This is a genomic window from Paenibacillus chibensis, from assembly GCF_004001045.1.
GTDB lineage: Bacteria > Bacillota > Bacilli > Paenibacillales > Paenibacillaceae > Paenibacillus_AQ > Paenibacillus_AQ chibensis.
Window position 1 is genome coordinate 113497 of the sequence record NZ_BIMK01000005.1, and the last position, 14269, is coordinate 127765.

Below are 14269 nucleotides of genomic sequence, written 5' to 3' on the forward strand. Positions count from 1 at the left end.
GATATAATATGAATAAGTACCCAAAAAAAACGGTGTCCATGGTATGATTTTTTGGTAGCGTGAACCAAAATAACTATGCAGGAAGGAAAATGCCATTGTGAAACGATTATCTTTCACCATCAAAAGGAAATTGTTAGTTACGTATCTTATCGTTTTGCTCGTTCCAAGCTTCATGATCGGCATTTTGTCCTATCAATCGGCCAAGAAAGCGAATGCGGACGATATGATGAATAGTGCGCTTGAAAGCACGAAATCGGCGGACAACATCATTACCCAGAACATCCAGGCCAAAATAGATGATCTTGCATACCTGCTGAGCCAGCCGTTCGTTGAACGTGCAATACAGGACCCGATGAGCAAGGGGGGGGAATTGAAGCTGCAGCTAAGGCAGTATATGGAGCTTCATAAAGATGTCAAGGATGCCATATTGGGCGTAGACGGCGGCTCTTTTATACGCGCATCCGAGGATCCATTGCCTCAGCAGTATGACGTAACGAAACAGGATTGGTATGTACGCGCGCTGAAGCAGGGCAAGACGCCGACGATATCGCCGGTATTCAAGGCAGCGAACGGGAAAATGGCGGTGTCCATTTCGCAGGCGGCTCCGTCAGGCAACGGCGTCCTTTCGATCGAGCTGAATCTGGATAACATCCGGACGCTGACCAATATGAAGCTGGGGGAGCAAGGTTATATTTTCATCACGGACCAGGCCAAAAACTACGTGGTTCATCCGAAATATACGGGTCAGAAGGCGGAGGGCGACTATCTTAAGCCGCTGTATGCCAGCGCTGAGGGACAATTTTCATACATATTTGAAAAAGAGAGCAAGCGGATGGCCTTTACGACCAATAAACTGACGGGCTGGAAAATTGCTGGCTCGATGTATGAGAAGGAGATTGAGGCATCGGCTGCGAACATCCGTAAGTCGGTCATGATCGTCATGATGATTTCCATCCTGGCGGCGCTTGTCATTATCTACCTCAATATCCGCTCGATCATCCAACCGATCACGAAGCTGACCAAAGCGACGGAGCGGATCAGCCAGGGCGATTTGACGGAAAATATTGATACCACAAGCAGGGATGAAATCGGCAATCTGAGCCGCCATTTCCAGGTGATGGTGGACAACCTGAGAACGATGATCGTCCATGTGCAGGAAATTACGGCACAGGTCAGCATGTCGGCCAAGGGCCTCTCGACCGGTGCCGATCAAACCACGCGGGCGATCGAAAGCGTGACCGAGGCGATTCAGGAGGTCGCGGTCGGAAGCGAGCAGCAGCTTCGCAGCGTGGAGAAAAGCATGGAGAGCATGGATGTCATGTCCACCCAATCCGAGAGCATCCGCAGTCATATGGACGATGCCTCAGCCAAAATGTCCCGCACTTCCGCATCTGCGGAAGAGGGGCACGCCGCCGTCGTGGACGTCACCGACAAAATCCAGGGCATTCACAATACGGTCAGCGACCTGGACGACGTTGTATCCCATATGAATGAACGCACCGCACAAATTGGCGGGATCGTGACCATGATAGCCGATATATCCAAGCAGACCAATCTGCTGGCGCTGAATGCTTCGATCGAAGCGGCCCGTGCCGGAGAGCATGGCAAAGGGTTTGCCGTGGTTGCCGTCGAAGTTCGCAAACTGGCCGAGCAGTCGGGCCATTCGGCGAAGCGCATTGACGAGCTGGTGGAGGGCATGCGCACGGAGATGCAGCGCGTGCTTGCCGCAATGGATGATGCCAAAGGCCGGGTATCCGAAGGGATCCAGGCCGCGGATGTCACGGGTAAATCCTTTACCCGCATCCGCAAAGCCGTGGAGGGAGCGGCTGCCCGCATCGAATCCGCAGCCGAGGCTTCGCGGGAGCTGGCGCGCAACGGGGAAAGCGCAACGGAATCCATCCGCCATATTCAGAGCATTTCGGAAATCGCGGCGGACAATACGCAGTCCGTATCGGCTTCGGCCCAGGAGCAGCTGGCTTCGATCGAAGAAATCGCGTCCTCGGCCGAGCATTTAAGCCGTCTTTCCGAGCAGCTGGAGGAGCTGGTTGCGAGGTTTAAAATTTCATAAAACGTTTTTAGCCCCGGTATATACCGGACAACAGCAGCGCCAACAAGGCGCTGCTGTTTTTTTTAAGTTATCAGCAGCATTCACATAATTTACCCATTTTTGGCACAAGCTATGGCGTAAACATTCCAGGCCCTGGACGCTGGGCGGCATAGAGGTGATGAAAAAATGGGCAAAAGCAGATTGGGCTCCGGCAGATCGGCAGGGGCCTTGCCATCGGGCATCCCGCTCGGGCTTCCCTCCCCTCCTTGGGAGAAGCTGTCCGTGCAGAAAAGCCTGGATCAGAACATCCAGACCCTGAAATCGATATTCAAAGACTGCTCGGATATGATCTACCGTAAGATTGAGATTGCTCCGGACATTCAGGCTTACTTGGTATACGTCGAAGGAATTGTTTTCTCGCCTGAACTGGAATCGCATATGCTCGAGCCGATGGTGGAAGCTTACGTTCGTATGATGAGTGCCGTTCCGGTGGAGCGGGTCGAACCATCGGAATTGGAGCCGCTCGAAAATACGAGGGTATCCTTGTCGCAGGTGATGACGGCCGATCAGTGGATCGATGTCGTGGAGGGGATTCTCAATTCCAGCGTGGCGGTCTTCGTGGATGGACTCAGCGAAGTTCATCTCTTCAATATCAAGGGCGGTATCCGCCGACCTGTGCAGGAGCCGGAGACCGAATCGGTCATCCGCGGTCCGCGCGAGGGCTTTACCGAGACGCTCCGCATCAACACGGCGCTGCTGCGTTTCAAGATCAAAACCCCCAATCTCAAGATGTACAGCATGGTGCTTGGAACCGACACCAAAACGGATGTCGTCATTTCCTATATGGAAGGGCTCGCCGATCCCAAAGTGATCGAGGATTTGAAGAAGCGTCTGAAGGATATCAAAATCGACGGCGTATTGGAATCCGGTTATATCGAGGAATTGATCGAGGATGATCCATATTCGCCGTTTCCGCAGATGATGTACACAGAACGCCCGGACAGCGTAGCAGCGCAGCTGCTGGAAGGTCGATGCGCGGTGTTCGTGGACGGCACCCCGTTCGTGTTGATCGTGCCGGTTACCTTCTTTCAGTTAATGCAGGCAACGGAAGATTACTACGAGCGGTTCTTCTTCACGAATTTCATTCGCTGGATCCGGTATATTTTTCTGTTTATCGCGCTGTTTTTGCCGGCGTTATATATTGCCGGTACGACATATCATCAGGACATGCTCCCGACCACACTTGTCCTCAGCATCGCGGCGGCGAGGGAGGCCATTCCGTTCCCCGCGCTGGTGGAAGCCATGATGATGGAAATATCCTTTGAGGCCCTGCGCGAAGCGGGGATCAGGCTGCCGAAAACCGTCGGCCAGGCAGTGAGCATTCTGGGGGCGCTTGTGATCGGGCAGGCGGCCGTTCAGGCCGGAATCGTATCGGCCCCGATGGTCATCATCGTGTCGATGACGGGGATTGCCTCGTTTACGATTCCGCACTTTAATCTTGCGATTACGGTCCGGCTGCTGCGCTTTCCGCTTATGCTGCTAGCGGGCGTCCTGGGCTTGTTCGGCATTATTCTGGGTATTACCTGGATTCTGGTGCATGTCACGCAGCTGACCTCGCTCGGCGTTCCCTACATGTCGGGCGTCAGCCCGTACCATGGCTCGGATCAAAAGGATATTTTCGTACGCGCTCCCTGGTGGAAAATGGGCAAACGCCCTTCCTGGCTGTCGAAGGAAAACAGGGAACGCGAAAAGCCGGATATCAACGGCAAACCCAATTCAAACAAGGTATGGTGATCTGGCGTGAAAAAAATCCTTATCGCAAGCTTGCTGCTGTGTTCTTCCGCGGGGCTCTCCGGCTGCTGGGACCGCACCGAAATCAATGACGTGGCATTCGTCATCGGTTCTTGCGTGGATAAGGAGAAGAATTTATACCGCAGCACCCTTCAAATCGCCCTTCCGGGCAATCTGGGCGGGAGCGGAAGCGAAGGCGGCGGCGGCGGAACCGCTGGCAACAAATCCTATTATTTGGAATCCAAAACCGGGGTCACGCTCCGTAATTCCAATATGGAGGTGCAGGCAGGCAACTCCAGGAAGCTGTCGTTTGCCCACCGCAGGACCCTGCTGCTCGGCGAGGAGTTCGCCAGGGAAAACGTTGCCCCCATGCTGGACCAGTTCGCGCGGATACCGCAGAACCGGCTCTCTTCGCTGGTTGCCGTCACCGAAGGGCCAGCTTATAAAATTATGGACGCCTCGGCTCCCATGGAGCAGTTTCCGAGCGAAATGATCCGCGAGCTGATGAACCAGTTCACGAAAAGGCCCGTCAATCTGAAGCTGTTCGCCAACGACCTGCTGTCCGAAGGCATCGATGTTTCCCTTCCGTATATCTCGCTGCAGGAGGCCGTTCCCGAGGGGCTTAAAGATGACAAGAAAAACATCCAGATCACCGGTCTGGCTCTGTTTAAAGGAGACCGAATGGTAGGCGTACTGAAGGGGCAGGAAGTGAGAATGATTAATCTGGCGATGAACCAGGCGACCTCTCCCGACATGCTGGTGTCCGGACCTGACGGCAAAGGTTATGTGACGATCAAATTCACGGAGAACGTGGCTGCACTTAAGCCGATCATCCGCGGAGATCAGATCACGATGCGCATAAGTATTTTGGCCAAAGGGGCCGTGATCGAAAACAACACGGATTACAGCCTGGGCGCGAAAAAAAACATGAGCCTGCTGGAGCAGAACGCAAGCAAGGAAATGATCAAGCAGATTCATTCGGGCCTGCGTTTGCTGCAGGAGAAATACCATTCCGACACCCTGGGCTTCGGAAGGGCTATTCAACAGAAGAATCCGCGCGCATGGGAAAGGTTCAAGGGGCGCTGGGATGAAATCTACCCGACCGTCAAGGTCGTCATTGACACCAATCTGCATATCGAAAATATCGGGGCCGTAGTAGACAAGCCTTTCGGCAGAAGGGACAAGGAGATCAAGCATGATTAGTATTCTGCTTATCTATATCGTGGCCGCTGTGATTATTCTGGCCATTGATCATAAGGTGATTCGCAACCTTCCGAAGGTCAACCGCTGGTTTACGTATCTCTTCCTGCTTTGCGGGATGGCCATATTTACGTACAGCCTTCAGTTCAGGCACGTCGTCTATGCTACGGTCTGGCTTGGAAACTGGCTAAAACCGCTTGTGCCTTTTTAATAAAACCGACTCAATTCCGGTGAAGGGAGAAGCTTTCGCGTGCAAAAAATAACTCCGCGTCAAATCGTGCTGCTTGGGGTTACCTATGTGATCAATATTACGATGGTTAATATGCCGGGCCAGGTCATCAATACCGCTCATCAGCACGCTTATTTGTCCTATATTCTGGCTGCGGCCGTCGTCTTGGCCATGCTGTTTTTTCTGACGCGCAGCTCGATGCGTTTTCCAGGCCAGGATCTGTTCCAGTCCCTAGCGAGCCGTTTTCCTTTCATTGGAAAAGGGATCGTGGCCTTGTATTTGCTGTTTTTCTTTATGATTCTGGTACGGGACATAAGGATTATGGCAGATTTTACGAACGTCGTTTTGCTCCCCATCACCCCGATCCTCATTATCTCGCTCTGCATTACCGCAACCGTCATTTACATTGCCAGAGGCGGTGCAAGAACCTTGCTCGGCATAACCGAACTGTACGGTCCCACAATGATCGTCGTCGTGATTCTGATGCCGATCATCGTTCTGCGGGATTTCGACTTCGGGTGGATCAAGCCGCTTTTTTTCGTGCAGTGGAAGGGCGTAGCTGAAGGAGGGTGGCTTTCCATCTCCTATATAGGCCAGATGATCATTCTCCCGTTTATTTTCTCGAGCAAGGATTTCAAATACAAATACGGATTGTACGCCATGCTGATTTCGCTGGGCATATTGACGATTTTGATTCTCATGACGATCCTGCTGCTCGGTGTCCATGTTGCCGGAAGAATGATGTATCCGTCGTATGAACTCGTCCGCCAGCTCCGCATTACGGATTTTCTGGACCGGTTCGACCTGTTCGTGGTTGCATTATGGTATCCGGCGGTGCTGCTGAACATGGCCATCAGTCTCTATATTGTCTGCTACGGCCTGAAATCCGTCATTCCATCGGTGTCGGGAAAAATGATGGCCGCTCCGGTTGGACTGTTTGCGTATAGCTGCGCATTTTGGTTTTACCAAAATTCCATCGAGCTGTTTCAGTTCAACCGGGAGTGGACGGTCATTGCGCTTTTCTTCATCGTCGTGCTGCCGCTTCTCATTTTTGCGATTCACCGGCCTGCCAAAGCTTAAAGAGAATGCGCCCTATCCGCAAGTATCGTTAGAAAAAGGGGCGTGAAAATGATACAATATGCTTAAGGGCGGCCATCCGTGGTACGGCTCCCCATGCGGCTTCGCCGCCGTGTTGGGCTATGAAGGGTGATTACATGACAAAGAAGAGAAAGAAACATAATCTGTTCCATAAATTTTCCCGTAAACTCCGGTTAAATATGCTTAAGCTATTCCGCTCGCCGGGCGGTGCAAGAAAGGTGTCGCTCGGATTTGCGATCGGCTTCGGGCTTGAGATGATCGTCATCTCAACCGGCTCGCTTGTGTATTTAATTTTTTACCCTACCGTCAGACTGGCAGGAGGCTCGCTTCCAGCCGCCATTATCGGCAACGTGATCGGCAAGCTGACCTTCCTGCCGATTGTCCTGCTGCCTTTTGCGAAAAAGATCGGCGAATGGTTCTTCCCGAAAAGAATTGTGGATGTGCCTGTGGAAGAGCACGCGTGGCGCAACCTGCTGCACGGCGATTTTACGATATTCAAGCATTTGCTGCAGGGCGGCCTGCATGTGCTGATCGGCATGTCCGTGTTCGGACTCGTGCTTGGCGTTATATCCTACTTTGTTGTGCAGTATCTCTACAACCAGCGTAAGAAGCATCGCATCGCGAAAAGAGCCAATGCCTCGCTGTAAAATTCCTTTCCCTCTGCTGCGATCGTCAAGTATACTGTTCAAAACAGGCGAGCTTTCGTACAGGGGGGAAGCGATGTGGCAAATCGGTTGGCGGGCAGAACAATTGCGTTAACAGGCCCGCGCAAAGCGGAAGACATGGTTAAAATCGTGGAGAAAATGGGAGGGAACGCCCTCATCCGTCCGGCTCAGGGGACCGTGTTCCTTGATGGCGAGAAGGTACGCGGCGACCTTGCGGCATGGATTGCCGCACCGCCGGCGTGGACGATTCTGACCACGGGTATGGGACTGGATGCGTTATTTGGCGTTGCGGCCGATATGGGGATGGAAGAAGACTTTCTCGAAGCGCTGCGGAAGTCCTCGATTGCCGCGCGGGGTTATAAAACCGTCAACGCGCTCAAGAAAAGAGGGCTTGTCCCGCTTGTCCGCGATGACGACGGAAGCACCTCCGGATTGATCCGCGGTCTCGCGGAATATGAGCTTCAGGGCAGTGATGTTGTGCTCCAGCTTCATGGCGATCCGGCGCCGCGCCTGGAAGCCTGGCTGCTGGAACAAGGTGCCCATGTGCGCAGGGTGCTGCCGTACCAGCACATTCCGCCGGAGCCCGGGCAGCTGGAACAGCTTCTGGACGACATTCTTCAGCGCCGGATCGATGCGGCAGCCTTTACGAGCGCTCCTCAGGTACGCAACCTGTCGGAGTATGCCCGCAGCGTGGACAAGCTGGATGAAATGGTTGAAGCCTTTCAGGGACCCGTAACGGCAGCGGCTGTCGGTAAAATCACGGCTCAGGCGCTGCTCGAGGAAGGCATCACGAGAGTGGTATATCCGCCGGAAGACGAGCGGATGGGCAGCATGCTGGTCGAGCTGGCCCGTTATTTTCAAATGGAACGGCTGTAGGCAAGACGACACGGAAGGGATGCGATCCGGCATCCCTTTTTCAACACATAGGCATGGTGAGGAACGTCGTCAGACGTTTTTTTTAGTATCCACATGAAAATCATGGATTGGGATTCAAAATCGTTAGTTCTATAGGGTTGGCGAAAGAGTAATTTTTAATCGATTTGAAAATGAGGAATGCTATCCATAATCCGAAGATACGAACGGTGCGCACAAAAGGAGGAATCGATGATGTATAACAAAAAGAGCATTTTGCTGGGGGACTACACGCACCCCAAATTTCATCCCCTGCAAGGGATCGACGCTCAGATCAGCCATATTCTAAACGATGTCATTTCGGTACAGTGCAGCGAGAACAAAAACCTTCTGCTGCTGGAGCATTTGAAGCCCTTTGATCTGTGTATCTGCTATTTCGACCTTTGGGATGAGCAGGTATCGAGACATCAGACATCGGGACTGCTTTCGTATGTCAGTCAGGGAGGAGGCCTGCTGGTGATTCACAATGGCCTTTCTTTGGGTAACCGGCGTTATGAGCTGGCTCAGCTAATGGGAGGACGTTATGACGGGAACGGTCCGATGCAGCCCTTGTCCTTCCGGACCTGCGGCGATCACTTCATCACGGATGGCATTGAGCCCTTCGAGTTGGCGGAAGAGCCTTTCCAGCTCGAGATGAGTCCGTTCACGGAACGAAAGGTGCTGCTCGAATACAAGAAGGAAGACAGCGATACCTGGCATCCGGCGGCCTGGAGGCATAATTATGGGCTCGGAAGAGTCGTATTCTTTATGCCGGGCCACCATGAAGCGACCTTCAAGCATCCGCAGATCCGTCAGCTGATTTTGCAGGCAGCCCAGTGGGCAGCCCATTTGCCGGGCTGATCCCGGACGATTTCATATTGGTGGGGCTTTCAGGGTATAATAAGGAAAAATATAGCTTGGGAGGGAATAATCATGAGTGATCTGTTGAAGAAGGCTATTTCGTTAGGCTGGGGTCTTACCATGGTCAGCAAGGAGAAAATCGAAAAAACCGTCGACGATCTGGTTAAACGGGGCGAGGTTGCTCCTTCAGAATCCAAGGATCTGATCGAACGGCTTGTGGAACGCGGCGAAGAGGAAAAGTCGCAGTTCAAGGATTTTTTGCGCGAACAAATCCAGCGTATTCTGACAGAACTTCATGTCCCTTCCGAGAAGGATGTAGCGAGCCTGGAGCTGCGCATCGCGACGCTTGAGAAGCGAATTGCCGAGCTTGAAGGGACAGGGGAACAAAAAGGTCCGGAGACGGACGGCGTAACGGATATCTTGTAAAGATGGCCGTTAAGATCAGGCATACCGGACGCTACCGGGAAATCGCCATGGCGCTCATGCGTCATGGCTTTGGTTACATGGTGGAGGAGCTGGGGCTGTTCCAGGTACTGTCCCTGCCCCGGCGCTGGGTTACGCATGAGGCGATTGAAACGAAAACGCTCGGGGAGCGCATCCGGCTGGTGCTGGAGGACCTTGGTCCGACCTTTGTTAAGCTGGGGCAGCTGGCCAGTACGCGCTCGGATCTGCTTCCGGATTCGATCATCCAGGAGCTGATCAAGCTGCAGGACCAGGTGCCTCCTTTCTCATCAGAGGCGGCGAGGAGTATTCTGGAGGAAGATCTGGATGCAACCGTGGAGGAAATGTTCGCAAGGTTTGACGAAACTCCGGTCGCGGCGGCTTCGATCGGGCAGGTTCATCTTGGCCGGCTGCAATCGGGTGAAGAGGTCGCGGTCAAAATCCAGCGGCCCGGCGCGCTGCAGACGATTACCCGGGACTTGGGCATTTTGAGAGATTTGACCCAATTGGCGGAGAAACGCTGGGTCTGGGCCAAGCGTTACCAGATGAGCAGACTCGCGGATGAGTTCTCGAAATCGCTGCTGGCCGAAATGGACTACAGCCGGGAAGGACGCAACACGGAAAAAATCGCGCTGCAATTTCAGCATGACGCCCATATTTTTATTCCGCAAATCTACTGGCAGTATACATCCTCCCGCGTATTGACGATGGAGTACGTTGAAGGCGTGACGCTGGGACAGAGGGCGGAGCTTGCGAAAGCAGGCTTTAACCTGAAGCTCATCGCGGAGCGGTTCGTAAACGCAATGCTGCATCAGATATTTATAGAAGGGTTCTTCCATGCCGATCCGCATCCGGGCAATCTGCTGGTCCAAAAGGACGGCAGTCTGGCCTTCCTGGATTTCGGAATGGTCGGACGGCTCAGCGAGGATATCAAGGATCATTTGTCCGAACTGATCATCGCGCTGATGCGGAAAAATACCGACAGCATGATCCGGGCGATTCTTCATCTGGGGCTGCTTCCGGAAGATCATGACATGGCAGCGCTGCGCCGGGATCTGGATATCCTGCAGGCCGAGTATTACGATATTCCGTTTGCGGACATCGGCATCGGCCGGGCACTGACCGACCTGTTCGGCGTGGCGCAGCGGCACGCGATCGTGATGCCGCCGGATCTAAGCCTGCTCGGCAAGGCGCTGCTGACGATGGAGGGCGTGATTCAGAAGCTGGATCCCGCCCTAAGCATTGTCGATATGGCAGAGCCCTTCGGGCGTAAGCTTATCAAGGAACGCTTCAGCCCCCGCCGCCTGCGTACCAAACTGCTTGGAGGCGCGGCAGGCTTGGTTGAAGCGCTGATGGATCTGCCCGGGCAGGCCAAGCATCTGTCGGCGCTCCTCAGCCGCGGCAAGCTGAAAGTGGAGATCAGTCTGCCTGAGCTGGAATCGCTGATGCGCAAGCTGGATCAAATCAGCAACAGGCTGTCCTTCAGCATCGTGCTGCTCGCGTTCAGCATCATTATGGTCGGCCTGATCATCGGCTCTTCGCTGAACAGCCAGTCCTCGATCCTGTGGCATTTTCCTGTCATCGGGATCGGGTTCGGGGTCGCTTTTCTGATGGTGCTGTGGCTGCTCTATGCGATCTTTAAATCGGGGAAATTTTAAAAATAAATGATTGCCCTTTGACCGGACTCTTATGGTAAGATAACTTTTTAACATGCATATACGGGATGAAAAGATCCTGAAATCGAAATAGAACTAATGAGGTGGATGTTTTGCCAAATTTCTTAGAGCTCGGCGTGCAAGCGCCGTGGGTTAAAACGCTGAAGGAGAACGGAATCGCTGTTCCGACCCCTGTACAGGAGGAGACGATTCCACTGCTTCTGGCAGATCGGGACGTTATAGCCCGCGCGCGGACCGGAACGGGGAAGACGCTTGCCTTCCTGCTGCCGATCATGCAGAAGCTGGATCCTTCCCGGCCCTTTCCACAGGCGCTGATCATCGCGCCTACGCGCGAGTTGGCGCTTCAGATCACGGAGGAAGCGCGGAAGCTGGCGCATGGTACGGAAATCCGGATTTTGGCCGTTTACGGCGGCCAGGACGTGGACAAGCAGCTGCGCAAGCTGGAGGGGGGACGGCATCTGATTATCGGAACGCCGGGACGCCTTAACGACCATTTGCGCCGCGGCACGCTGGAGCTTGGCGGCGTGAAGACGCTCGTGCTGGACGAAGCGGATCAGATGCTGCATATGGGCTTCCTGGACGAGGTGGAGACGATCATTCAGGCGCTTCCTTACAAGCGGCAGACGCTGCTTTTCTCGGCCACGATGCCGGCGGAAGTGAAGCAGCTCGCTTCCTTCTATACGCGGGATGCCGTGGATGTCACGATCAAGGTGGAGAACTCGCCGGTGCCGCTGAAGCATATCCGCCAGCTGGTGGTCGAGGTCTCGGACCGTAACAAGCAGCAGGCGCTTATATCGATGATCGAGACCTACCGGCCGTATCTGGCGATCGTCTTCTGCCGCACGAAACGGCGGGCATCCACGCTGAATTCGGCACTGCTTGAATTGGGCTTGGCTTCTGACGAGCTGCATGGCGACTTGTCGCAGGCGAAGCGGGAGCAGGTCATGAAGCGTTTCCGGGAGGCCAAGCTGCAGATTCTGGTCGCGACCGACGTTGCGGCGCGGGGTCTGGACGTGGAAGGCGTGACCCATGTATTCAACTACGATATTCCGCATGAAGTGGATAGCTACATCCACCGGATCGGCCGTACCGGCCGTGCCGGGGAGAAGGGGATGGCCATTACGCTCGCTTCCCCGAGGGACAAGGGAGAGCTGCAGCGGATCGAGCAGGGCATCTCATACACGATTGAACGCCGCCGCTATGAGAAGGATGGCGCCATCGTCGAAACCAGAAGTCCTTCACGTTCCGCTTCCGGCCATGCCGGCAAGAGCGGCGGACGGAAGGATCAAGACGGACGCGGCAAGGAAGGCCGTCCATCCGCAGGCGGACGCCGCGGCGAGGGACGCGGCAACCAGGGGCGCGCCGGGTCAGGCGGAGGCGCCAAACGCGGCGCGTCCGGCGGACGCAGCCAAGGCCGCAGCGAATCGCCTGCGCAGGGCAGCAGGGGTGGACGCGGCTCTTCAACCGGCCGCCGCGGCGGTTCAGGCCGCAGAGGATAAACGCACACAATCAGAATACCGGGAGATCGCCCTGCAAGGGGCGCTCCCGGTTTTTTACTTGGACTTCCATCGAATTTTTGCCGGGAATTCATTGCCGAACGCCTCATAGACTACAATAAAGGATGCTTCTGTTCGAATGTTGCTAACAAGTGGGGTTCCGGCAGGAAGGGAACCAATCAATATGCAATGAACCCGGATCCGTATTCTCAGATTCTATAAAAGAAAGGTCTTGACGCCATATGATCAAACTTAGCATTTTGGATCAATCGACCATATCGGAAGGAAGCTCGCCGGTCGAGGCTCTGGCCCAAACAGGCCGGATGGCCCAGGAAGCCGAACGCATGGGTTATCACCGCTTTTGGGTATCGGAGCATCACTTTTCCCCGAATTTGGCCGGCACAAGCCCGGAGGTTCTGATTTCGCATCTGGCCGCGATCACTTCTACCCTCCGCATCGGCTCCGGGGGCGTGATGCTGCCGCATTACAGCTCCTATAAGGTGGCCGAGAACTTCCGCGTGCTCGAAGGCTTGTATCCGGGGCGCATCGACCTCGGCCTGGGGAGAGCTCCGGGCGGGATGCCGCTCGCGACGCGGGCTCTTCAGGAAGGAAAGATGCGGAATGTGGACCGCTATGCCGAGCAGATCGCCGATTTAAGCGCCTATCTGACGGATACGCTCAGCCCGTCGCATCCGCTGTCCGGACTGCTGGCTACGCCGCTGGTCCGTACCGTCCCGGAAATGTGGATGCTCGGCTCCAGCGGGGGCAGTGCGGGCATTGCGGCCCAGCAGGGCACCGGCTTTGCCTTCGCCCAGTTTATCAACGGCTCCGGCGGGGCGGATGCGATGCGGTGGTACCAAGACCATTTCATCCCGTCCGCGGTGATGGATAAGCCCAGATCGCTCCTGGCCATTTTTGCGGTCTGCGCGGAAACGGAGGAAGAGGCGAACCGGCTGGCCTCCAGTATGGATTTATCCCTGCTGCTGCTGGAGAAGGGCGGTGCTTCCGGCGGCACGCCTTCGGTTGAACGGGCAATGAACTATCCTTACTCTCCCTATGACCGCATGCGGATGCAGGAGAACCGCAAACGGATGATCGTCGGCTCTCCCGCGCAGATCAAGCGCAAGATCGAAAGCCTGTGCGAGGAGTACCGGACGGATGAAGTGATGATCGCCAGCATCATCCACCGGTTTGAAGACAAGGTGAAGTCCTTCCGGCTGATGGCCGAAGCTTTTGGGCTTTCGAATAAAGGCTGAACCCAGGAGTAAGGAAGTAAGGAAACTTGCACTTGCATATCACTGGTGTATGATGGAAGAGAGCGTAAAACTCGTTCAAAAGCCAAAGCCAAGCCCGGGAAAATAAACGGGTACTATTTTCAAGAAAGCGGGGAATGGAAATGTCCGTCTATTCATTTTCAGCCGCCACAACGGCGGGCAAGGAAGTATCTCTTGAGGATTACAAGGGCAAGGTGCTGGTCATTGCCAATACCGCCAGCCAATGCGGGCTCACACCGCAGTATGGCGATCTGCAAAAGCTTTATGACCGTTACCGGGAGCAGGGACTGGAGATTCTCGGATTTCCATGCAACCAATTCGGCGGGCAGGAGCCTGGCAGCAGCGAAGAAGCGGCATCCTTTTGCCAGTTGAATTACGGGGTATCGTTCCCTGTTTTCGCGAAAATCGACGTTAATGGGGAGAATGCCCATCCGCTCTTCACTTATCTGAAGGAGCAGCAGCCCGGAGACGGAAACAGCGATATCCAGTGGAACTTTACGAAGTTTCTGGTGAACCGCAGCGGCGAGGTTGTCGCCCGGTTCGAGCCGAAGGAAGCTCCGGAAACGATGACAGGCGCCATTGAACAGCTGCTCAAATAAG

At 54.6% G+C, this 14269-nt stretch carries 13 protein-coding genes; all 13 read left to right on the forward strand.

Annotated elements, in window-relative coordinates:
* The first annotated feature begins 130 nt into the window (after positions 1-130).
* The 13 genes from PCH05_RS05535 to PCH05_RS05595 all read left to right on the forward strand — a co-directional run bounded on the left by PCH05_RS05535 (position 131) and on the right by PCH05_RS05595 (position 14268).
* Positions 131-2068 carry a methyl-accepting chemotaxis protein gene (locus tag PCH05_RS05535; protein ID WP_164766551.1) on the forward strand — a complete coding sequence of 646 codons (1938 nt, stop codon included), beginning with the start codon at positions 131-133 and terminating at the stop codon, positions 2066-2068.
* Between the two features lie 165 nt (positions 2069-2233).
* Positions 2234-3841, forward strand: coding sequence for a spore germination protein (locus PCH05_RS05540; protein WP_127601364.1), 1608 nt, complete (start codon positions 2234-2236; stop codon positions 3839-3841).
* Positions 3842-3847: 6 nt separating this feature from the next.
* Positions 3848-5041, forward strand: coding sequence for a Ger(x)C family spore germination protein (locus PCH05_RS05545; RefSeq protein ID WP_127601365.1), 1194 nt, complete (start codon positions 3848-3850; stop codon positions 5039-5041).
* Complete coding sequence (locus tag PCH05_RS05550) at positions 5034-5249, forward strand: hypothetical protein (protein ID WP_127601366.1); 216 nt, start codon at positions 5034-5036, stop codon at positions 5247-5249. Before PCH05_RS05545 ends, PCH05_RS05550 begins: the two co-directional genes overlap by 8 nt.
* Before the next feature lie 39 nt (positions 5250-5288).
* Positions 5289-6347: a GerAB/ArcD/ProY family transporter gene (locus tag PCH05_RS05555; RefSeq protein ID WP_127601367.1), complete on the forward strand. Its 1059-nt coding sequence runs from the start codon at positions 5289-5291 to the stop codon at positions 6345-6347.
* A gap of 134 nt (positions 6348-6481) precedes the next feature.
* Entirely contained in the window at positions 6482-7012 is a 531-nt protein-coding gene (locus PCH05_RS05560; RefSeq protein ID WP_127601368.1) for a DUF2062 domain-containing protein, read from the forward strand.
* A 75-nt stretch (positions 7013-7087) separates the two neighbouring features.
* Positions 7088-7906, forward strand: coding sequence for a uroporphyrinogen-III synthase (locus PCH05_RS05565; protein WP_127601369.1), 819 nt, complete (start codon positions 7088-7090; stop codon positions 7904-7906).
* A gap of 231 nt (positions 7907-8137) precedes the next feature.
* Entirely contained in the window at positions 8138-8782 is a 645-nt protein-coding gene (locus tag PCH05_RS05570) for a ThuA domain-containing protein (protein ID WP_127601370.1), read from the forward strand.
* A gap of 72 nt (positions 8783-8854) precedes the next feature.
* Complete coding sequence (locus PCH05_RS05575) at positions 8855-9208, forward strand: phasin family protein (RefSeq protein WP_127601371.1); 354 nt, start codon at positions 8855-8857, stop codon at positions 9206-9208.
* A gap of 2 nt (positions 9209-9210) precedes the next feature.
* Positions 9211-10881 carry an ABC1 kinase family protein gene (locus PCH05_RS05580; protein ID WP_127601372.1) on the forward strand — a complete coding sequence of 557 codons (1671 nt, stop codon included), beginning with the start codon at positions 9211-9213 and terminating at the stop codon, positions 10879-10881.
* 110 nt (positions 10882-10991) lie between these two features.
* Complete coding sequence (locus PCH05_RS05585; protein WP_127601373.1) at positions 10992-12398, forward strand: DEAD/DEAH box helicase; 1407 nt, start codon at positions 10992-10994, stop codon at positions 12396-12398.
* 239 nt (positions 12399-12637) lie between these two features.
* A complete protein-coding gene (locus PCH05_RS05590) occupies positions 12638-13651 on the forward strand; it encodes an LLM class flavin-dependent oxidoreductase (RefSeq protein WP_127601374.1) in 1014 nt (337 codons plus the stop codon).
* Between the two features lie 140 nt (positions 13652-13791).
* Entirely contained in the window at positions 13792-14268 is a 477-nt protein-coding gene (locus PCH05_RS05595; protein ID WP_127601528.1) for a glutathione peroxidase, read from the forward strand.
* The last annotated feature ends 1 nt before the right edge of the window (position 14269 follow it).